The organism is Emergencia sp., from assembly GCF_048465375.1.
Taxonomy (GTDB): Bacteria; Bacillota; Clostridia; order Peptostreptococcales; family Anaerovoracaceae; genus Senimuribacter.
Window position 1 is genome coordinate 55,382 of record NZ_DBFWLQ010000018.1, and the last position, 18,934, is coordinate 74,315.

Genomic DNA, 18,934 nt, shown 5'->3' on the forward strand with positions numbered 1-18,934 from the left:
TCATTTATTCCAGCCTACAGACATAGACCGCAGATGTCCATTGAAATCGCGCCGGTTTTATACTATACTGAGTTTATTATGAGACAAGAGGTAAACCATGAAACAGGTAACTATTATATATCGGAATTGCAATAACCCTAATGCAATCAATTTTATCAAAAATAATTTGGAAGAAGTATTTGGAGAATACATCACATTCAGCAACTGCTTTCTATGCGACGTGAAACCAGAAGAAACGCTAACGGCGGATGCGTTTCTGGCTCTCGGAGAAGACATCTTTCAGAGGGTAAAAGAAAGCGGCTACGTGGATGATTTCTCTAAAATCATCAAGATGAACCGCAGTCCAGATCGTATGGCACTCAACAAGATTTCCGAAATCGCCCATAATACCAACGTTCTCATCGTCAACGACAGTTACGAAAGTTCTCTGGATACAACATATTCTTTTTACGAAGCCGGCATCGGGCATATCAACATGATTCCTTATGACAGCGCTTTAGAGCATACTGGCATCTATGACAAAATAGAAATCGCCATAACGCCTGCTGAAGCGCATCTGGTACCCGTACATATCAAAAAAATTATCGATATCGGCTATCGTAAAGTCAGCTTTGATACCATGTTCAAATTGATGAAAATGCTGGATCTGGACATCGGCATTATCAATCGCAACCTTTTCCGCCATATTCACTCTGTCGTAGAGTCCAATACAGCCTTTCATGCAAATTACGTTTATGGCTATCTCAAAAGCGAAATGCTCAGCCATATGGCAAGTTCCAGCAAAATGGGGATGATTCTTGTGGATCAATACTTCCAAATCGTATATGCCAATGATAAGGCTACGCAGATTTTCCAGGAGGACGACAAAAATAAGATTCAAATTGAAAAATACATTGATCCCGCTGTTCTGTCCAGTGACGATGCCTTGAAAGTGCCAATCGAAATATTAGGCTCCAACTATTTCTATGATAAATTCGCTATTACTCTGATGGACGAAATTGCCGGTTACTATATCACCCTGCAGGATGAGTCTGATGTCGCCTTATCTAATAATACTCTGCGCCAAAAAGGATTCTTTGCTAAACACCAGTTTAGAGATATCATCCATATCTCGACCGACATGGATAAGGTCATTGATATTGCTAAGCAAATTGCCCTTACAGACCATACCGTTTTGATCAGAGGAGAAAGCGGTACGGGCAAAGAACTGATGGCACAGTCTATACACAATGCCTCTTATCGCAATAAGTTCCCTTTTGTCGCAGTCAATTGCGCCGCTCTGCCTGATAATCTGCTGGAAAGCGAACTCTTCGGGTATGAGGCCGGCGCTTTTACTGGTGCTCATACCAAAGGCAAAGTCGGTCTTTTTGAGCAGGCCAACCACGGCACCATTTTTTTGGACGAAATCGGTGACATTTCACCAAAGCTGCAATCCCGTCTGCTGCGGACAATACAGGAACATCAAATCATGCGGGTTGGCAGCGATCGTATGATTGAGATAGATGTCCGGTTCATCACCGCCACCAATCGCAATTTGGAACAGGCTGTCAGAGAAGGGACTTTTAGAAGTGATCTCTTTTTTCGCTTGAACGTGCTGCCCGTGGTCATTCCTCCTCTGCGTAAGCGTAAGAATGACATTTTAGTCCTGTTACAATATTTTTTAGGTAGTGATTTCAAAAACATCACTGCCGAAGACATGGCACTACTAACCAAATATGATTGGCCAGGAAATATTAGAGAATTAGAGAACGTAGCAACTTATTATAGAACACTGCTCTCTCTTCCAGAATATATAACAGAACAGCGATTTACAGATGTATCTTTCACCACGGAAACAGACATTCAAAGGTCAATCCTGAAGCTGATTTTCAGAAATACCGCATTATCACATGGAATCGGCAGAGCCAATCTCCTGCAGCAATTAGAACAGAAAAGCATCAATATCAGTGACGGAAAACTGAGAAACATATTAGATCAACTGCAGACAGAGGGACTCATTGAGATCGGCAAAGGCCGTTACGGTACAAGGATTACAGAAAAAGGAAAACAGCACTTAGATGCTCTGCCGAAAAAAGAATTATAGAAACTCCTTCAGACTGCGCACAACCTTCCCTCTGATGCCTTTTACCGTCTCAGCGTGGTAAAGCGAACTGATGACGGCTTCTTCCACTATCTCTGCTGTCGCTTCAAAAACCTGATCCAGCGCATCGTCATGAAGCATCTTCGTGAGCATAATCTTCGTCTGACTGTGATGTGGCACAAGATTTCCATTCGAAAAAGCGATGGCAATATCTCCGCTCCCGTTCCCCAGATAGGAGCCCGCTCTGGCAAGTCCGACGACTGCGCGTTTCGCAGTGCGTTTCAGTTGTCGGTCATTCAGCGGCAGATCTGTCCCAAGAACGATGATCACAGAGCCCCGATCCCCCGGATGAACACCCTCTCCCTTCGTTGCGATTGGTCTGCCGTCAATTCTCAAGCTCCCAGGAACCCCAAAATTTGACATCAGCAGGCAGCCGATGGTGTACTCATGGTCGTCAATCGACAAGATTCTGGACGCAGAACCGATTCCCCCCTTAAGGCCCAGGCAGCGCATGCCAGTTCCAGCCCCCACTGATCCTTCTTCAAAATTTTCTCCTGCACAATCCAATGCCGCAAAAACATGTTCTTCCTTCACATGGAGTCCTCTGATATCGTTCAGAACGCCATCGTTGCATTCTGTTACCACACAGTTCACCGTGCCGGTTGAAACGCCGATCTCCTCATTATCCCGCAGCATGTATTTTATTGATGCGTCGAGCGCAGCCCCGATGCTAAGCGTGTTAGTCATTAATATCGGTGCCTCAACGGTTCCCAGCTCTTCTATCTGCACAAGGCCTGTACTTTTTCCGAATCCATTGATGACAGAGACACCTGCCATTACTTTATCTTTGAAAAGATTTCCGCCATGAGGTAAAATTGCAGTCACTCCTGTATGAATATCTTTCTCTTGATCTTCCAATGTAATATGACCAACTTTCACACCAGGTACATCTGTAAGCAAATTTTTCTTTCCCTTGGTATATTTGTTCTGCAGCTTCACTGCACAATTATCAGGTAATCCCATATTTACGCCTCCTCGATTTTCAATAAGTATATCATAGCAATAACTTCCACTCGTGGCAATCCCTAACCAAATATCGACACTTATGGTTTCATTTAATCATCATGGGTTGATAGACACACAAAAAAACAACGCTCGATTGCCAATCTGCCTTGTTATATAATAGGTAATATTAAAAATAATTTTTTAAAAAAAGCGGAACTGCTAATGAGTTTAATTTCATAGTAATTTATTTTGTGTGAGTTTTGCTTTTTAGTCTGCGATTAATTGGGAAAAATTAAAAGTAACGCTAAGGAAAACCATTGATAAACGTGTTCTACAAATTGTGCCAATTAGCAGTTCCAAATATAATTTGACAGTATGATAAATAATATGATACCGCCAAAGATAAACAATCAGAAAACAAATAGAATTATTTTTCTATTCTTGTCAATTATAGTCCTTATCTCCTTTTATGTCAAATATAATTATCAGTTTATGCAGTCATTATACAATCAAAGCGTCCATTATGCACATAAGGATAATGCAATGCAGCTCTAAATATATTATAGTTTACGAGAGGTGGTAAAAATGGTATCTGAAAGAATTAAGGACTTAAGGGAACGCGATGGCTATTCTCAGACGGCATTATCTAAAAAGTTAGGGCTGACCAGGTCTTCCATCAATGCTTGGGAAACCGGCATCAGCGTGCCTTCAACGCAGTATTTGGTAGAGTTATCTCGTTTATTCAAAGTAACAACTGACTATATATTAGGGATCGACACATCGGAAAGCCTTCGTATAGATGGCTTGACCATAGAACAGAAAAATGTACTATGTGCTTTGATCGAGCAATTTGAAAGATATAACAAGTTTGCTCACGCCATGGACGTGGATCCTGCTTCTGACACAGAAGAAATATTAGAATTAGTCAGGGAATTTAAGAAAGCAAAAGCTTCAGAGTAACTGCGCTCTGGAGTTTTTTGCTCTCAAGTTGCCAAACCGTACGTCAAATATTTTTTCACAACAAAAAAGCGGAGAACAACGACTCCCGCCAAATCATTCTCCGCCTGCTTCATCGCACCCTCGTGTTATTCAAACATTTCTTTTGCCTTTTTTAGTTCTTTGATGATCTTGATATGCTGTGGGCAGACATCCTCGCAGCTTCCGCATTCGATGCACTTAGAAGCAACCCCGCCTTCACGGGTCTCCCATTCATAATTGCCTTCAGCGCCTTCTTTATTTCCATAAATCATGTAATTGTTCAGTGCTCTGAAGATTCCTGGAATGGCAATTTGCTGCGGGCAGCCTTTCTCACAATATCTGCATGCTGTACAAGGAACCTGCGGCATAGCGTCCAAAGCGGCAGCAGCCTTCTCAATCACTGCTTGTTCTTTTTCATTCAGGGGTTCAAAATCCTCCATGGTCGCCAGATTATTTTTCATCTGTTCCAAGCTGCTCATTCCACTCAGTACAGTCAGTACGCCTTCCAGCGAGGCTGCATAACGCAGCGCCCAAGATGACAGCGAAGCGTCAGCATCGGCCTCTTTGAAAATCTTCGAGATTTTTTCAGGCAATACTGCCAGAGATCCTCCTTTTATCGGCTCCATAATGACCACTGGCTTTTGATATTTCCTCGCAACTTCGTAGCATTTACGCGCTTCGACGGTAGGGCTTTCCCAGTCGGCGTAATTAATCTGCAGCTGGACAAAGTCCATCTCCGGATGTGCCTGGAGAATTTCTTCCAGCTTCTCCGCCTTGTCATGCATGGAAAAACCTAAGTTTACAATCTTGCCTTCTGCCTTTTTCTTAGCAAGAAAATCCCAGATGTGAAACTCGTCAAAGGCTGCTGTTCTCGTATCTCCCAGATTATGCAAGAGGAAAAAATCGAAATACCCTGCACCTGTCCTGCGCAGTGATGTTTCAAACATTTCTTTGGCCTCTGTTTCTGTAGCTGCTGCCCAGGCCGGCAGTTTTGTAGCCAACTGGAAGCTGTCTCTCGGATGACGGTCGACCAATGCAATCTTTGCCGCCTCTTCAGATTTCCCATCCAGATAGCCGTAGGCCGTATCAAAGTATGTAAAGCCTTTAGAGAGAAATAAGTCTACCATCTCTTTGGTCTGCTCGATATCCACTTCTTCATCATTCATCGGAAGCCGCATCAAGCCAAATCCTAATTTTTTAATATCTTCTATTTTTTCATACATGATAGCTTCTCCTTTATCAAATTCAATCATATATCCAAAGCCGGGGTCGGGAATCCAATCCCACATGTTCCCATTCACCTCAGGAAACAGCGCCTGCATCATCGCCGAAATCACACCGCCATGGCAGACTATTACAGAAATAGCATCCTTTCCGCTGTGGCGATGGGACAATTCCTTTAGACGATGATATCCCTGAAGTTCTTTCAGTCCCTCGGCAATTCTGGCATAAAACTCATTGTTAGACTCGCCTCCCGGCAGTTTCGCGTCGCCTGTCTCGTCATAACACCACTGATCGAATAATTCATAGTCCTTCAGTTCCTCGTAAGTCTGACACTCATAGTCACCGAACTCCATCTCCCGCAGTTTCGGAATCACTTTATGTTCCCTATCACCAAAGAGGATTTCAAAGGTTTGTTCTGTACGCAGGAGCCCCGTGGTATAGCAATCCGCATCATCAGGAATGCGGGGGTAAATTCCTCTGGCAGCCAGCCTCTGCAAGGTTTCTTTTCCTTCCTCAGCTAACGGGATATCGGCTTTTCCATAAAACCATCGCCTCTGATTCCCCTCTGTAATGCCATGCCGAATCAAATAAATTCTCGATACCATTATTTCACCTTGTTCCCGATTCCACAAAATACTCTGATCACTTCTTCCGCCTGCTGTCCCAGATAAGTCATACATCTTCCCGTCATTTCACGCCATGCCCGCTCTGTCTTGTCAATCGGTACGACACCTTGGGAAATATCATCAAAGATTACAATTTTCCCTCGCAGCTTTTCTATGTTGTCTTCTAAGCACTCTTTTGCATTGATTCCCTCTTTTACGCATGCCAGAACGAACTTCTCCAGATCTGCGATCACCTTCTTATCAAAATTAATTACCATGGACTCCATATCACAGTGGTAAACATCCTTCTCAACTAATTTGTAGGTACTCAGTGCATATTCCAGTTTCCCCTGATATGCTCCCCCAAATATCAATATCATACTACACCTCTACTTTTCCTGATTTATTAACTCTTATATAATCGCCAGGGTTATGATGCCCGCAAGCTCACTGATACATATAGTGTATCCTGCGATGTCCCCGCTCATTCCGCCTAGCTGCTTTCTGGCATAGGCGCAGGCAAAAAATGCCGCGACGACGATTACCGCTGCACAGATCAAAGTCTTGGCAGCATCTCGGCCCAAAAATATGACAATTCCGATAACAAGCAGCATCTGTACTGCTACCGCCACCCTGTATTTTCCTCGCCCTGGTTCTTTGTAATCCTCTACATACTGGCTATGACCAATGGGCTTGTAGGTCAGGACGCTCATTCCGCCGATCCCCCTGCTGACCACTGGCAAAATCAGAAGGTCTACATAGGTGATGTGGTAAATTGCCTCCTGCATCGCCGCAAACCAAGCCAGCAGCAAAAAAGCCACTGTCACTACCGCAAATGCGCCGACAGTCGAATCCTTTAAAATCCGCTGTCTTTCCTCTAAAGGCCGCCTGGACAGAATTGCATCGTTGCAGTCCATAAATCCATCCATGTGCATGAATCCACACACGATAAAAATGTAAAACAGCATGGCAAAACTGATTAAAGCCGGTGGCAGCTGCAGATAGACCAGCAGCCAGAAAACAGCCATCCAAAGAACACCGATCACCAGTCCGACTGAAGGCAGAAAAGCGAGCATCATATTTTTCAGCTGCCCATCCCACTTCTTGTATGGACATGGCAGGGTGATGAAATTTCCCCAAGCCATAAAAAATCCAGTAATAAACTTCATCCGTTCTCTCTTTCTCTATTATAATAATATCTTTGTCCATAGGCGACTTCTATGACCTGGTCGCAGACCTTCGCCAATTGTCTGTCCACATAAGCCAGCGACTGTCTGTATCGATCCGTATATGCATCAAAGTTTCTGGCGTCAGAATAGATATAGTCTGACACAAAGACGGTATTTCCTGTTCTTCTAGCAAACTCCGTCAACTCCTCAGCGACTTTTTTACCAGCTTTCAGGTTACAAGTCCCATCACTTCGAAACATCTCGTTAGACAAAAGCGCTGTCACGCTGTCCAAAAGAAAAGCGCCCTTGGGATCAACGCCTTCTTTGAGAAGTTCGCAAATATCAATGCCCTGTTCCAACGTCTCAAACCCCCAGCCGCTGCGTTCATCGATATGTCTTGCAATTCGCTTGCAGTCTTCCTCGTCAGTGGGAATCATCGTCGCTATGTAGTAAAGTTTTGTTCCTTCTGTGTCCGCCATTTCCTTTGCCAATCTCTGCGCATACATGGATTTTCCGTTTTTGCAGCCTCCGCTGATAAAGATATTCATTAGAACAAGTTTTCCCTTCTGATTTCTTCCAGATAGTCGCCCTCGATAGACGCCTCTTCCAATGTTTTCATCAAGTTCATGGACCCTACTGCCGCTTCGATAATCTTGAAAGCGATCGGGCAGCCGCTGCCTTCTCCCAGTCTCATTCCCAAATCAAACATCGGTGCCAGGCCGAGACGGTCCATAGCGATGACATAACCTACTTCGAATGATCTGTGGGAAGCAAACATGAAGTCCACAGCCCTTGGATTTAACTCTTTGGCCACACAGGCGGCTACGATAGAAATAAATCCATCAATGACGACGGGGATTCTGTAGATCCCAGCTGCCAGGAAAGCACCTACCATAGCACAAATATCATATCCGCCTACTTTTGCTAATTTCTCAATGGGGTCTCCCATACACCAGCTATTGACCGCATCATCTACAATTTTAATTTTCTTAGCCAAGCCTTCGTCGTTGAGGCCGCCGCCCCTGCCGACTACCTCTTCAGCTTTGACACCAGTCAACGCGCTCAGCACTGCCGAACTTGTGGTAGTATTTCCGATTCCCATTTCGCCTATACCAAAGAGCTGGATGCCAGCATCCTTCATGGCTTTCACAGCTTCGATACCGGTCAGCATTGCACGCACCGCCTCTTCCCTCGTCATAGCCGCCTCTTTAGCCAGATTCCTCGTACCGTTGGCAATCCTGCGGTTTACTATTTTAACTGGAATTTTTTGATCCTCGGTAAGCATCGAGTCCGTATAGAGTTCTTCCGGAATCTCCATGGAAACGCCTACATCTGTAACCAAAAGGTCTATGCCAAAATATTTGGCCATCGAGCTTACGCCCGTATATCTTCTAGTGAAATTTATGGTCTGTGATAACGTTACCGACTGTGGAGCGGAAGCGACTCCCTCCTCTACGACGCCGTTATCAGCACACATGATGACAACACACTGCCTGGTCACATCGTTGCCAACAGCCTTTCCTGTAATTCCCGCTATTTTGATGGAAATGTCCTCAAGGCGTCCAAGACTTCCCGGCGGCTTTGCCAGATAATCCTGCCGTTCTTTTGCGGCCTTCATTGCTGCATCATCTAGTTCCTTTATTTCTCCGATCAACTCAAATAGTTTTTTTTCATTGCTCATCTTTGCTTATCCTCTTTTCTGGTTGTTCACTCGTACAATCATCTTACCATATTTTTGTGCGAAAAAAAAGTTTCTTACCTTGTAAACTTTTATTAATTTTAATATAATTATTTCTGTAAGCAATACTTATTTTATTAGAAAAGGAAATGATTTTATGAACAAAAAACTTAAGAGCGACATCATGTTACTCATCACTGCAATTATCTGGGGATCTGCCTTCGTTGCCCAGAAAGCGGGTACGGTATTAGAGCCCTTCACCTACAACGGTATCCGTATGCTGATCGGCGGACTCGTTTTAATCCCTGTAATCTTCTTGTTCAAAAAGATCAGCAAAGAAGACCCTGATCGTGTTGCGAAGACAGAGACAGAGAAACAGGCAGAAAAGAAAACCCTGCTGATCGGCGGTCTTTCCTGTGGTGTTGTTCTCTGCATCGCATCCTCGCTGCAGCAATTCGGCATGTTCTTTGATACAGATGCCGGCAAGACCGGTTTTATCACCTCGCTTTATATTGTCCTCGTTCCAATACTGGGTTTGTTCCTCCATAAGAAAGTAAAACCAGTTATCTGGTTCTGCGTTGCCCTGGGAGCTGTCGGCTTCTACCTGTTATGCATGGCAGGGAAGGGGGGCAGCTTTGCATTGACCACTGGCGATATGTTCGTGTTGCTGTGCGCAGTCGCCTTTTCTTGTCACATTCTGGTGGTCGATCATTTCGCTCCGAAATGCGACGGCATCAAACTGTCCTGCATTCAGTTCCTCACTGCCGGGATCATCGGCATCGTCTGCATGTTTATTTTCGAAAATCCTGTCATAGCCGATATACTCGACTGCTGGCTGCCGATACTTTACTGCGGCGTGTTTTCTTCTGGCATCGCCTACACCCTGCAGGTGCTGGGACAGGAACATGCAGAGCCGACAGTGGCGACTTTGATCATGAGCTTAGAATCTGTATTTGCTGTACTCTTCGGCGTATTGCTCGCTAGCGAATCTCTGACCATCTACGAAGGTCTTGGCTGCGTGGTCATCTTCATCGCAGTCATCATTTCGCAGCTTCCATCAAAAGAAGAAAGATTGCAAGGAAAGAGCAATTAGTGTACAATAGTGGATAACAATATGACAAGATAGGAAGTGATACCAATGATTAGTAGAGAAGAAGCCTTAGAACTTCTAAAAAAATACAACAAGGAGGAATTCCATGTCCACCATGGAATTACCCTGGAATGTGTGATGAGGTACATGGCAAAAAAACTGGGATACGGTGACGAAGCCGAATTCTGGGGTCTTTGCGGACTGCTTCACGACATTGACTTTGAAATGTGGCCGGAAGAACACTGCAAGAAAGCTGTGGAACTGTTAGAAGAAGCCGGTGTCGATGAGAAAATCATTCACGCAGTCGTCTCCCACGGTTATGGTGAATGTTCTGATGTGTTCCCAGATCACGAGATGGAGAAGATACTTTTTGCCATGGATGAACTGACCGGGCTCATCGGAGCGTCAGTCATCCTCAGACCTTCACACAGCTGCAAAGACATGGATCTCAAATCATTGAAGAAGAAATTCAAAGACAAGAGATTTGCCGCTGGCTGCAGCCGCGAAGTCATCCAGAAAGGTGCTGACCAGTTAGGCTGGGAACTGCCAAAGCTCATGGAAGAAACCCTGGAAGCCATGCAGGCCTGCGAAGACGAAATTGCAGCACTGGAACAATAGTCTCAATATACCTTGAAAGCAAATCGTAAAAAGCATACCGGCTGGTATGCTTTTTCTTTACCCATAGCAGGTCTTGATTGCCAGTTGAAACTGAAGCTCTGAGAGAGTATAATAATTGATGTGGTTTTACAATTTGTTTGAGAAAGGAACAAGATTCATGTATTACGAAATGACAATAGCAGGACTAAAACGCCAATTACCTTTGTGCAAGATTACTGATGATCTTTATATCGGTGCCTTTATCATGTTCAGCGATGTAGAAATTACTAGGGCATGTGCCAAGGAACTCCTGAAAGCTGCGCCGGATTTTGATGTCATCATCACGGCAGAATCAAAGGGCATTCCCCTTGCCTATGAGATGGCAAGACAAGCTGGCACAGATGATTATGTGGTCGCTAGAAAAGGTGCCAAATTGTATATGGATAATGTCATCACCACAGAGGTCAACTCCATTACAACCGATCATATTCAAACTTTATGTCTGGGGCAAAAAGAAGCGGATATGATGTGCGGGAAGCGAGTCCTCATTGTCGATGACGTAATCAGCACAGGAGAATCTCTCCTTTCGTTGGAAACCCTCGTAAAACAAGTAGGCGGAAATATCGTCGGCAGGATGGCTGTACTGGCAGAAGGTGAGGCAGCTGACAGAACGGATATCAGCTTCTTAGAAAAATTGCCAGTCTTCAATGCTGACGGCACAATAAAATAATCAATATGTAAATTGAGAGGCTTCTTGCACAGAATCCAGTCGGACAGACCCTGGTGAGGCGCCTCTTATTTTTGTTTTAAAAACAGTTGACTCCCACGTTACGTGATACTGTATGATGGAGACAAAGTTAATTAGGAGCTGATGATTATGAGAACAATAAGCCAAGTTGCAAAGCTGACCGGAGTAAGCGTGCGCACTCTGCAATACTATGATGAAATCAACTTGCTCAATCCAAGCCAGCTTACCTCCTCGGGTTATCGTTTGTACGATGATGAAGACCTGAAAAAGCTGCAGCAGATTTTATTTTTTAAAGAGCTGGATTTCAAGTTAAAAGAAATCAAGACGATGATTGAACAGCCAGATTTCGACCAAATTGAAGTTTATAAGAAGCAGAAGCAGCTGCTCTCTTTAAAACGAGACCGGCTTAACAAGCTGATATCGCTCCTGGATAGACTTGCGAAAGGAGAACCATGTATGAGTTTCACAGAATTTGATTTAAGCGAATATATCGACGCATTGGAGCAGTTCAAAAAAACTGATGCGGACCAGGTAATAAAATACTGGGGCAGCATCGAAAACTTTGAAAAGTTCATTGAAAGAGTCAGGGAGGATGAGCCTCGTCTAGCTCAACTGGCTGTCAAACAATTTGGCAGCGTGGAAAAATATACGGAAGCAATGAAGGACAACCTGGCACATTTTTCTGAACTGATGGAACAGGCTGATACTATGAGGGAGAATATCGACGAGTTGATGAAGAAAAATAACGAGTTATATGCGCAATTGACCGACGACATGTCGAGGGACGCCTCTTCCCCTGCAGTGCAGGGTATTCTTGCGGAAATTATTGAATTTTCCCAGCAATCTCTTATGAATAGAGAGATGGGAGATGGCTACTGGGATATGATAATCGAAAGTTACGAAAACGAAACAAACAAAGGTATCGTAGATCAAAAATACGGTGCTGGTGCATCTGATTATATCGCAAAAGCGCTGCGATGTTACTTCCACAGATAACTCGCGTAAAAAGGCTACGTTTCAAGTTGATAAAACGTAGTCTTTTTTATAGCATGCCTCTGGCGTGGGTCTTTGACCAGATTTCCAGTTTGCAGGTATCAGACAAGAACTTTCCAATTCTCTCTTTCCGCTCCCCTTCATCCTTCGGCCAGGTAAACAGATCAACACCTTTCCAACTTGCATGATCGACACTATAGGTCGGAATTTCATTTTCGTAGATAGCCTCGCTGGCTTCTATCCGAAATCCGTTGATGGTTTTGTGCGGACCGCCGTTGAGAATAAATCCTTTGATTTCTCCCAGGCTGTCTAGATATGCCTGGTCTGCGTCGTGGCTGCAGACGACTGCCGGCACGCCAAAACTCTCCACATCCTCCTTGATCATCTGGCAATTCTCATGTCCTAAGTCTACGATTACAATTACGCCCGTCGCCATTACTCGTCATCCTCCATTTCTGCAAGCTTTCCATATACTACCAGTCTTGCATCATCAAATTCATATGTGCAGGTGCTCAACATCACGATTTTGTCTCTGGGCGATGCAGCCACACCCGTGTCAATTTCACTATTTGCAATAATCCAGTCGAGGTATGTCTGTTTATCCTTTTCTCCGGAAAAACGATATCGGTACTTATCGCTGTCCGCGGCAATTGTTACAACACCAAAGATTTCCACTTCGTATTTTTTCTCCGGTGTGATCAGCATCATTTTCTTATGTTTGTCAAAATAGTCTTTGTCCCGGTATTTCGTAAGGGAATTGAACATGCTGCCATCTTTCATTCTATGGCCATAAATAATCGTGTTGAACTCTGCAAAGGGTTTTTCGCATCGGTAGTCGATAAAGATGGAACCTTTGCCATTGTACTGGCCGTTGATCATCCGGTAGAGATAGTATTGATTGTCTTTTCCCTGTACCACAGGATAATTGATGACTGTATCTTTTGAGTAAATCCACGCCTTGACGTCCTTATTTTTCTTGACCAATGCGTCAAAATCCACTTCACCAGTAAATGATTCTGCCTGCGTTCCCGCAAGTTCCTGTACACTGTCATATTCTTTCGTTCCTACGTGATATTCATATAAAATCGTTCCAATCTTGTAAAGACTAAACGCAATAATCAGTATCAAAATAAAGAGAATCATTCGATAAAGCAACGTGCTTTTTTTCTTTTCTTTTTTTGTCATAGTGATACATTCTCCTCTATTCATCCGACTATAAAGTATTGTATCACATTTCCATTTCTTTTTCATTCTTTTGCGTATAAAAAAGGCCGCCGATTCCAATATTAAAATCATGGAATTAATAGTATTTGTTTTGGGTGGAGCTTTTTACGGCCTTACAGAATTTATATATCGAGGCTGGACCCATTGGACCATGGTGCTGACAGGCGGTGCTGTCGTACTCACGTTCTATCTTCTGATTCCTTTTCTATTTAATATGAATGTTATACTCGCCGCTTTGCTCGGCGCTTTGATTATCACCGCATACGAGTTCTCGATGGGTGTCATCGTCAATCTCTGGCTGCATTGGGATGTTTGGGACTATTCTTCTCGTCCTGGCAATGTACTCGGGCAGATCTGCCCTCTTTATACGGCATACTGGTTTGCAATATGCCTTGCCTTCTTCTCCCTGATAAAATATAATAGGAATATACTTTTTTAGCAGGAGAAGAAATTATGTCAAAATATGATTATAGCAAGTTACAAAATGGCAGCGATATCAGGGGAGTTGCAATTGACGGCGTCCCTGGCGAAACTGTCAACCTGGACAAGGAAACAACGATGCGCCTCGCAAAAGCCTTTCTTTACTGGCTGTCTTCAAAGACGGGAAAAGATCCAGCTTCTTTGACTATATCCATCGGACGCGATCCGCGTTTGTCAGGTCCCGGCTTGGCTGATGCATTCTGCCAGGCGCTAGTTTCTTACGGCTGCAGAATCTTAGATGCAGGCATCGCTTCAACACCAGCCATGTTCATGTCAACAATCTTTGCAGAGTATCAATGTGACGGCGCTATCATGGTGACGGCCAGCCATCTCCCTTTTAACAGAAATGGATTCAAGTTCTTCGACTGTGAAGGCGGACTGGACAAGGGCGACATTACGGACATCATCACCTTTGCAGAATCAGACTCGATATTAAATTCCATACAGGGCCGTGAGCCCGGAGAAGTGGAAAAAATCCCACTTCTCGATACATATTCGGCCCATCTGCGTGAGCTGATTGCTGAAGGTGCAGGCTTGGGCGAAAAACCACTGGCAGGTATGAGAATTACCGTCGATGCGGGCAACGGTTCCGGCGGGTTCTTCGCCACTAAGGTGTTAGCACCTCTAGGTGCTGATATTTCTTCCAGCCAGTACCTGGAACCCGATGGGAACTTTCCAAATCATGCCCCGAACCCGGAAGATCAGAAAGCGATGGAGGCAATCTGTTCTCGTGTCAAAGAGGTGAAGTCAGATCTTGGCCTCATCTTTGATACCGATGTAGACAGATCCTCTGCGGTGGACGAAAAAGGCCGCGAAATTAACCGGAACGGCATCGTTGCCATGGCGGCGGCACTGATCGCCGAGGCTCATCCGGGAACCACCGTCGTTACAGACAGCATCACCAGTAATCAGCTGACTGCATTTCTCGAAAAGGACCTGGGGCTTAAGCACCTGCGCTTCAAGCGAGGGTATAAAAACGTGATTAACAAATCCATCCAACTAAATCAAGCTGGGATTGACAGCCAGTTAGCCATTGAAACCTCAGGCCACGCCGCATACAAAGAAAACTACTTCCTCGACGACGGCGCTTATCTCGCCACTAAAATCGTCATCAAAGCGGCAAAACTCCATCAGGCGGGTCAGGGTATTTCCGCGTTGATTGCCACTATGAAAATGCCTGCGGAATCTATAGAAGTCAGATTTCCGATTTTAGCGGAGGACTTTTCAGCTTACGGCAATCAGATTATCGATGATTTGCAGACACTCGTCGCATCCGATCGGCTGCAGGGCGCTTCTCTCGTCACACCGAACTATGAAGGCGTTCGCATCAATTTTGATACCCCTTCTCTAAAGGGATGGATGCTGCTTCGCAAGTCGCTGCATGATCCGATCATGCCCCTCAATATTGAATCCGATGTAGAAGGCGGCTGTGAGGCGATCAGGAAATTGTTAACGCCGATTCTGGCGACTTATGCAGAGCTGGATATTTCAAAATTATAAAAGCACTATAAAAGGCCGTCACGCTGAACGGCCTTTTTACTTTTTTTATTATTTAAACTCCAATGACTTGTAGAATACTTCTACATCCTTCCATTCGTAATCAAAGATGATGATCGTCACCGACTCGAACGCCCTGGCCAGGGCGCCTGCATATTTGTCATTGCGAAGCTCTTCAATGGTGAACCCCGGTACGGAAAGCCCGAATCTGCCCGCATTGGCCATAATCCCCGCTTTCATGTAGCCGACAAATTCCGCCCACTCTTCATCGCCGGTCATATCTGCCGCTTCTTGTTTAGCAGATAATTTGATACGATCTCTTTCGTTGGCATCCCCTTTCAGTCCCCTGACGGCAAAATAGTTGATCCACTTGTTGAGCATATCATTATCCGCGCATTTCTCAAAGGCCTCCAGAATTTCGTCCTTCGGTACGGAAACCCGATAAAAATATCGGTTATCATAGGTATCAATCTTTTCCACTTTCTCAAAAGCTTCCTCGAGAGTTTCCTGATAGGCGTCTGCCGAAACCTTTTCGTCTGACAGAACCGGAAAAGATACCACTAGATAGTCTGGCGCGGGTATGTATTGTGAATTCTTATATTCTGCTAAGGCATGCTGAATGCCTATATTTTCTGAAATAAGTTGTACAGCTCTGTTCATAATACTCACCTCGTTAATATTCTGTTCCCAATTTGCATTTTTCTGACAAATCTATTTTATCACATTTTATTTGTGAAGCATAGTTAAAATATAGATTAGTACTCTTTTGCGATTTCCTCCCCCATCAGCATGCGCAACGTGCCGCCTGCCAGAGCTTCCATCTCACCCTCTCCTGCCATGACTTCAATTTTGCCGATATGTCCGCAATACTCTGTAATCATGTCGGTCAACATCTTTGAGCGGGCAATGCCGCCAGTCAAGATAATCACATCCACCTGACCTTTTAAAACACAAGATAGTCCCGCTACAGACTTTGCCACTTGTAAAGCCATGGCCTCATAGACTAGTTTGGCATAATCATCCCCACCCTCAATGCGGTTTTCAACTTCTAAGCAGTCTTTCGTTCCCAAATAAGAATAGATGCCCCCTTTTCCGCTGATTAGGTCTTCCATATCCTTCTCAGTGTGTCTGCCATCAAAACAGAGTTTTTTGAAGAGAAGAAGCGGGATACCCCCGGAGCGCTCCGGGGCCATAGGGCCGTCATCGTAAGCCGCGGTATCTATTACTTTCCCATCTCTCCAGGCATTAGCAGTAATACCGCCACCCATATGGCAGACGATGAACTGCAGATCCTTATAGTCTCTGCCGATAGAAGCTGCATATTTGATGGCCTGCGCTCTCGAATTCAAAAGATGGGTTGCACCATACTTTTCGACCCCGGCAATCCCGGTAAGTTTCACAACATCTAACAAATCACAGCCCATGGTGGAATCGTAAATATATGCTGGCAATCCCAAAGGTGTTGCAATCGCGTAAGCTAAAAGTCCTCCCAGGCTGGATGCATGCTGCGGAATATCGGAACTGGCCAGTCTGTCACAGAGTCTTTCGTTTACTCTGTACCCGCCACCTGCAAGTTCATAGACCATGCCGCCTCTGCCGACTACTGCCGAAAGATTCGTCAAATCATAGCCGTCTTCTTCTAGCATCTGTAGGATCATCTCTCTTCTGTATTCTCTCTGCGATGCTACATTGGGGAAAGAGAGGATGATTTCTTCGTCGTGAATGATATTTTCTTCAAAGAGCACGTCCTCATTCTGATTGGCATAAATGGCGATTTTCGTCGATGTAGAACCTGGATTGATGACCAGAATGTCTCTAATCTTCATATCTCTCACTCTCCTCTCGCAGCATTTTGATTTCTCTTCCATAACCAGATAGATCCTCCTGCGGCGTCTCCAAAATGCAAGGAAGCCCTGCCAGTTTCGGATGATTAATCACATGCAATATCGGTTTGAGCCCCAGATGTCCACTGCCGATACAGGCGTGGCGATCCTTATGGGCGCCCCTTTCGTTCATGCTGTCGTTGATATGCAGCGCCTTCAATCGGTCAAGTCCGACCACTTGATCAAACTCCTCAAGCACCCCGTCCAAATCGCCTATAATATCGTAGCCGGCATCACTGACGTGACAGGTATCCAGGCACACACCCATTTTTTCGTCGTGGTTTACCCGGGAAATAATTTCGGCCAGCTCTTCAAATCGGCTGCCCACTTCACTGCCCTTTCCCGACATCGTCTCCAGCAATATCACAGTTGACTGCTCTGGCGTGATGATTTCGTTCAGCAGATCACTGATCAATTCAATTCCCTTTTCTATACCTTGCCCCACATGACTGCCGGGATGAAAATTGTAATAGTTGCCCGGAAGATATTCCATCCTTCTCATATCGTCTTCCATGGCCATATGGGCAAAGTTCCTCGTTTTTTCGGTGGCGGAACAGGGGTTCAACGTATATGGCGCATGCGCGACCAATTTTCCAAAATGATTCTCCTCCAATATCATTCTCAGTTTTTTTACATCTTCCCCGTCGATTTCCTTAGCCTTTCCTCCTCTTGGATTACGTGTAAAAAAAGCGAAGGTATTGGCGTCGATATCGCATGCATTCTTTCCCATGGCTGCAAACCCTTTCACCGAGGAAAGATGGCAGCCAATGCATAATCTTTTATTTTCTATTTTGTTTGTTATTTTCTTTTCCATAGCCTATATTGTACTACATTCATCACAGAATTCCAAAGCCTTTGAAAAATAATTTCATGACATCTGCGTTAATTCGTGTATAATTGACTTAGAATCATTGAGAGGAAACATTCCATGAATTTAAAAGAAAATGCAAAAAAGCTGAAGCAGGATATTCCGACCGTTTTTTTAGCTTTAAAGGATAAAGACACGCCGGTAGCAGCAAAAGTTGTCGCCGCGGTTACAGTGGCATATGCCCTCTCCCCTATTGATCTCATACCTGACTTTATACCTGTTCTCGGATATTTAGACGATCTTGTTCTGCTGCCTGCATTGACAGCGTTAACAATCAAACTGATTCCCCGCCAGGTGTGGGAGCAGAATCGCAAATGTGCTGAAAACATGTGGGCGGATGGCAAGCCCAAAAAATGGTACTACGCAATCCCCATTCTGATAATCTGGCTTTTGTTACTCTGTCTGATCATAAAAGCCATCTGGTTTTAAATGAATTCAAGCTTAAGAGGAGAATGCTTTATGAATACTATGCAAAACATCTGTATCGCTTTATCAGCAGGCCTAATCGTCGGCTTTTTCTGCGGTGGGATCAAAGCCACTTTTTTCCGCAAAGAATACTCAGAAAAAAAAGTAGCCGCTACGCACAAGCTTATAAACAAAGCTGCTGGTGTGTTAAAATACTTTACATTTATGTTGCTTCTCATGGGGCTGCTTTGGTGCGTCTATTTTCTGGTTTTGGCAGTCGTGAAACCGGAACAAGTCGACTACGCCAATAACATGGCTGAACTGATCGTAGCCGGTTTAACTGTAATATCAATTTTGTTTGCCTTCGTTGAATTCATACGAAGAAAAGACGACAAGAAAGAATAAAAGGA

Annotated in this window: 21 protein-coding genes; 10 read left to right on the forward strand and 11 right to left on the reverse strand. The window is 44.5% G+C overall.

Translation table 11 applies throughout. From position 1 onward, the window contains the following. Positions 1-97 precede the first annotated feature (97 nt). Positions 98-2,083, forward strand: a complete 1,986-nt coding sequence (locus ACMQ5W_RS12270) for a sigma 54-interacting transcriptional regulator (RefSeq protein WP_419025415.1) — start codon at positions 98-100, stop codon at positions 2,081-2,083. On the opposite strand, the gene ACMQ5W_RS12275 is transcribed toward ACMQ5W_RS12270, so the two are convergent. After that, complete coding sequence (locus ACMQ5W_RS12275; RefSeq protein ID WP_419025416.1) at positions 2,078-3,103, reverse strand: P1 family peptidase; 1,026 nt, start codon at positions 3,101-3,103, stop codon at positions 2,078-2,080. The two genes, ACMQ5W_RS12270 and ACMQ5W_RS12275, sit on opposite strands and share 6 nt — an antisense overlap. A 567-nt stretch (positions 3,104-3,670) precedes the next feature. On the opposite strand from ACMQ5W_RS12275, the gene ACMQ5W_RS12280 reads away from it, so the two are divergent. Further along, positions 3,671-4,045 (forward strand): helix-turn-helix transcriptional regulator, encoded by a 375-nt coding sequence (locus ACMQ5W_RS12280; RefSeq protein ID WP_419025417.1) that lies wholly within the window; start codon positions 3,671-3,673, stop codon positions 4,043-4,045. 125 nt (positions 4,046-4,170) lie between these two features. Here ACMQ5W_RS12280 and ACMQ5W_RS12285 read toward each other — a convergent pair whose 3' ends face one another. The 5 genes from ACMQ5W_RS12285 to cobT are packed head-to-tail and all read right to left on the reverse strand — an operon-like array spanning position 4,171 to position 8,742. Beyond that, the gene (locus ACMQ5W_RS12285; protein WP_419025418.1) at positions 4,171-5,892 is read right to left on the reverse strand and encodes an aldo/keto reductase; all 1,722 of its coding nucleotides are present in this window, start codon (positions 5,890-5,892) and stop codon (positions 4,171-4,173) included. Beyond that, positions 5,892-6,272, reverse strand: coding sequence for a bifunctional adenosylcobinamide kinase/adenosylcobinamide-phosphate guanylyltransferase (locus tag ACMQ5W_RS12290; RefSeq protein ID WP_148493929.1), 381 nt, complete (start codon positions 6,270-6,272; stop codon positions 5,892-5,894). Before ACMQ5W_RS12290 ends, ACMQ5W_RS12285 begins: the two co-directional genes overlap by 1 nt. Before the next feature lie 33 nt (positions 6,273-6,305). Further along, the gene (locus tag ACMQ5W_RS12295; RefSeq protein ID WP_419025419.1) at positions 6,306-7,061 is read right to left on the reverse strand and encodes an adenosylcobinamide-GDP ribazoletransferase; all 756 of its coding nucleotides are present in this window, start codon (positions 7,059-7,061) and stop codon (positions 6,306-6,308) included. Beyond that, positions 7,058-7,609, reverse strand: coding sequence for a bifunctional adenosylcobinamide kinase/adenosylcobinamide-phosphate guanylyltransferase (locus tag ACMQ5W_RS12300; RefSeq protein WP_148493927.1), 552 nt, complete (start codon positions 7,607-7,609; stop codon positions 7,058-7,060). The genes ACMQ5W_RS12295 and ACMQ5W_RS12300 overlap by 4 nt, the downstream gene beginning before the upstream one ends. After that, the gene (gene cobT / locus ACMQ5W_RS12305) at positions 7,609-8,742 is read right to left on the reverse strand and encodes a nicotinate-nucleotide--dimethylbenzimidazole phosphoribosyltransferase (RefSeq protein ID WP_148493926.1); all 1,134 of its coding nucleotides are present in this window, start codon (positions 8,740-8,742) and stop codon (positions 7,609-7,611) included. Before cobT ends, ACMQ5W_RS12300 begins: the two co-directional genes overlap by 1 nt. A 154-nt stretch (positions 8,743-8,896) precedes the next feature. Here cobT and ACMQ5W_RS12310 point away from each other — a divergent pair, with 154 nt between their 5' ends. From ACMQ5W_RS12310 to ACMQ5W_RS12325, 4 genes are all read left to right on the forward strand, one after another. After that, on the forward strand, positions 8,897-9,832 hold the full coding sequence (locus tag ACMQ5W_RS12310; RefSeq protein WP_148493925.1) for a DMT family transporter: 936 nt from the start codon (positions 8,897-8,899) through the stop codon (positions 9,830-9,832). A gap of 45 nt (positions 9,833-9,877) precedes the next feature. Next, on the forward strand, positions 9,878-10,447 hold the full coding sequence (locus ACMQ5W_RS12315) for an HDIG domain-containing metalloprotein (protein WP_419025420.1): 570 nt from the start codon (positions 9,878-9,880) through the stop codon (positions 10,445-10,447). Positions 10,448-10,604: 157 nt separating this feature from the next. Further along, positions 10,605-11,156, forward strand: a complete 552-nt coding sequence (locus ACMQ5W_RS12320) for a phosphoribosyltransferase family protein (RefSeq protein WP_419025421.1) — start codon at positions 10,605-10,607, stop codon at positions 11,154-11,156. A 147-nt stretch (positions 11,157-11,303) separates the two neighbouring features. Next, on the forward strand, positions 11,304-12,170 hold the full coding sequence (locus tag ACMQ5W_RS12325; RefSeq protein ID WP_419025422.1) for a MerR family transcriptional regulator: 867 nt from the start codon (positions 11,304-11,306) through the stop codon (positions 12,168-12,170). Between the two features lie 46 nt (positions 12,171-12,216). Here the strand turns inward: ACMQ5W_RS12325 and ACMQ5W_RS12330 are convergent, their stop codons facing one another. After that, entirely contained in the window at positions 12,217-12,603 is a 387-nt protein-coding gene (locus ACMQ5W_RS12330) for a hypothetical protein (protein WP_419025423.1), read from the reverse strand. After that, positions 12,603-13,352 (reverse strand): class B sortase, encoded by a 750-nt coding sequence (gene srtB, locus ACMQ5W_RS12335; RefSeq protein ID WP_419025424.1) that lies wholly within the window; start codon positions 13,350-13,352, stop codon positions 12,603-12,605. Before srtB ends, ACMQ5W_RS12330 begins: the two co-directional genes overlap by 1 nt. Before the next feature lie 109 nt (positions 13,353-13,461). Between srtB and ACMQ5W_RS12340 the strand changes: the two genes are divergently transcribed. Together ACMQ5W_RS12340 and ACMQ5W_RS12345 are read left to right on the forward strand one after the other, a co-directional pair. After that, entirely contained in the window at positions 13,462-13,830 is a 369-nt protein-coding gene (locus ACMQ5W_RS12340; protein ID WP_419025425.1) for a putative ABC transporter permease, read from the forward strand. A 14-nt stretch (positions 13,831-13,844) separates the two neighbouring features. Then, positions 13,845-15,371, forward strand: a complete 1,527-nt coding sequence (locus ACMQ5W_RS12345; RefSeq protein ID WP_419025426.1) for a phosphomannomutase/phosphoglucomutase — start codon at positions 13,845-13,847, stop codon at positions 15,369-15,371. Positions 15,372-15,419: 48 nt separating this feature from the next. Here the strand turns inward: ACMQ5W_RS12345 and ACMQ5W_RS12350 are convergent, their stop codons facing one another. The 3 genes from ACMQ5W_RS12350 to ACMQ5W_RS12360 all read right to left on the reverse strand — a co-directional run bounded on the left by ACMQ5W_RS12350 (position 15,420) and on the right by ACMQ5W_RS12360 (position 18,065). Further along, a complete protein-coding gene (locus ACMQ5W_RS12350) occupies positions 15,420-16,028 on the reverse strand; it encodes a hypothetical protein (protein WP_148494820.1) in 609 nt (202 codons plus the stop codon). A 95-nt stretch (positions 16,029-16,123) separates the two neighbouring features. Further along, positions 16,124-17,194, reverse strand: a complete 1,071-nt coding sequence (gene buk, locus ACMQ5W_RS12355; RefSeq protein WP_419025427.1) for a butyrate kinase — start codon at positions 17,192-17,194, stop codon at positions 16,124-16,126. Then, a complete protein-coding gene (locus ACMQ5W_RS12360; protein ID WP_419025428.1) occupies positions 17,184-18,065 on the reverse strand; it encodes a deoxyribonuclease IV in 882 nt (293 codons plus the stop codon). The genes buk and ACMQ5W_RS12360 overlap by 11 nt, the downstream gene beginning before the upstream one ends. Positions 18,066-18,179: 114 nt before the next feature. Here ACMQ5W_RS12360 and ACMQ5W_RS12365 point away from each other — a divergent pair, with 114 nt between their 5' ends. Next, complete coding sequence (locus ACMQ5W_RS12365) at positions 18,180-18,548, forward strand: YkvA family protein (protein ID WP_419025429.1); 369 nt, start codon at positions 18,180-18,182, stop codon at positions 18,546-18,548. A gap of 30 nt (positions 18,549-18,578) precedes the next feature. Next, positions 18,579-18,929: a hypothetical protein gene (locus ACMQ5W_RS12370; protein ID WP_419025430.1), complete on the forward strand. Its 351-nt coding sequence runs from the start codon at positions 18,579-18,581 to the stop codon at positions 18,927-18,929. The last annotated feature ends 5 nt before the right edge of the window (positions 18,930-18,934 follow it).

Bases quoted from the DNA above. Each gene is read 5' to 3' on its own strand.
- ACMQ5W_RS12340 (WP_419025425.1), top strand. From the start codon at position 13,462: ATGGAATTAATAGTATTTGTTTTGGGTGGAGCTTTTTACGGCCTTACA.
- ACMQ5W_RS12350 (WP_148494820.1), bottom strand. From the start codon at position 16,028: ATGAACAGAGCTGTACAACTTATTTCAGAAAATATAGGCATTCAGCAT.
- ACMQ5W_RS12270 (WP_419025415.1), top strand. From the start codon at position 98: ATGAAACAGGTAACTATTATATATCGGAATTGCAATAACCCTAATGCA.
- ACMQ5W_RS12275 (WP_419025416.1), bottom strand. From the start codon at position 3,103: ATGGGATTACCTGATAATTGTGCAGTGAAGCTGCAGAACAAATATACC.
- ACMQ5W_RS12370 (WP_419025430.1), top strand. From the start codon at position 18,579: ATGAATACTATGCAAAACATCTGTATCGCTTTATCAGCAGGCCTAATC.
- ACMQ5W_RS12360 (WP_419025428.1), bottom strand. From the start codon at position 18,065: ATGGAAAAGAAAATAACAAACAAAATAGAAAATAAAAGATTATGCATT.
- ACMQ5W_RS12310 (WP_148493925.1), top strand. From the start codon at position 8,897: ATGAACAAAAAACTTAAGAGCGACATCATGTTACTCATCACTGCAATT.
- srtB (WP_419025424.1), bottom strand. From the start codon at position 13,352: ATGACAAAAAAAGAAAAGAAAAAAAGCACGTTGCTTTATCGAATGATT.
- ACMQ5W_RS12315 (WP_419025420.1), top strand. From the start codon at position 9,878: ATGATTAGTAGAGAAGAAGCCTTAGAACTTCTAAAAAAATACAACAAG.
- buk (WP_419025427.1), bottom strand. From the start codon at position 17,194: ATGAAGATTAGAGACATTCTGGTCATCAATCCAGGTTCTACATCGACG.
- ACMQ5W_RS12345 (WP_419025426.1), top strand. From the start codon at position 13,845: ATGTCAAAATATGATTATAGCAAGTTACAAAATGGCAGCGATATCAGG.
- ACMQ5W_RS12290 (WP_148493929.1), bottom strand. From the start codon at position 6,272: ATGATATTGATATTTGGGGGAGCATATCAGGGGAAACTGGAATATGCA.
- ACMQ5W_RS12325 (WP_419025422.1), top strand. From the start codon at position 11,304: ATGAGAACAATAAGCCAAGTTGCAAAGCTGACCGGAGTAAGCGTGCGC.
- ACMQ5W_RS12330 (WP_419025423.1), bottom strand. From the start codon at position 12,603: ATGGCGACGGGCGTAATTGTAATCGTAGACTTAGGACATGAGAATTGC.
- ACMQ5W_RS12320 (WP_419025421.1), top strand. From the start codon at position 10,605: ATGTATTACGAAATGACAATAGCAGGACTAAAACGCCAATTACCTTTG.
- ACMQ5W_RS12280 (WP_419025417.1), top strand. From the start codon at position 3,671: ATGGTATCTGAAAGAATTAAGGACTTAAGGGAACGCGATGGCTATTCT.
- cobT (WP_148493926.1), bottom strand. From the start codon at position 8,742: ATGAGCAATGAAAAAAAACTATTTGAGTTGATCGGAGAAATAAAGGAA.
- ACMQ5W_RS12300 (WP_148493927.1), bottom strand. From the start codon at position 7,609: ATGAATATCTTTATCAGCGGAGGCTGCAAAAACGGAAAATCCATGTAT.
- ACMQ5W_RS12285 (WP_419025418.1), bottom strand. From the start codon at position 5,892: ATGGTATCGAGAATTTATTTGATTCGGCATGGCATTACAGAGGGGAAT.
- ACMQ5W_RS12365 (WP_419025429.1), top strand. From the start codon at position 18,180: ATGAATTTAAAAGAAAATGCAAAAAAGCTGAAGCAGGATATTCCGACC.
- ACMQ5W_RS12295 (WP_419025419.1), bottom strand. From the start codon at position 7,061: ATGAAGTTTATTACTGGATTTTTTATGGCTTGGGGAAATTTCATCACC.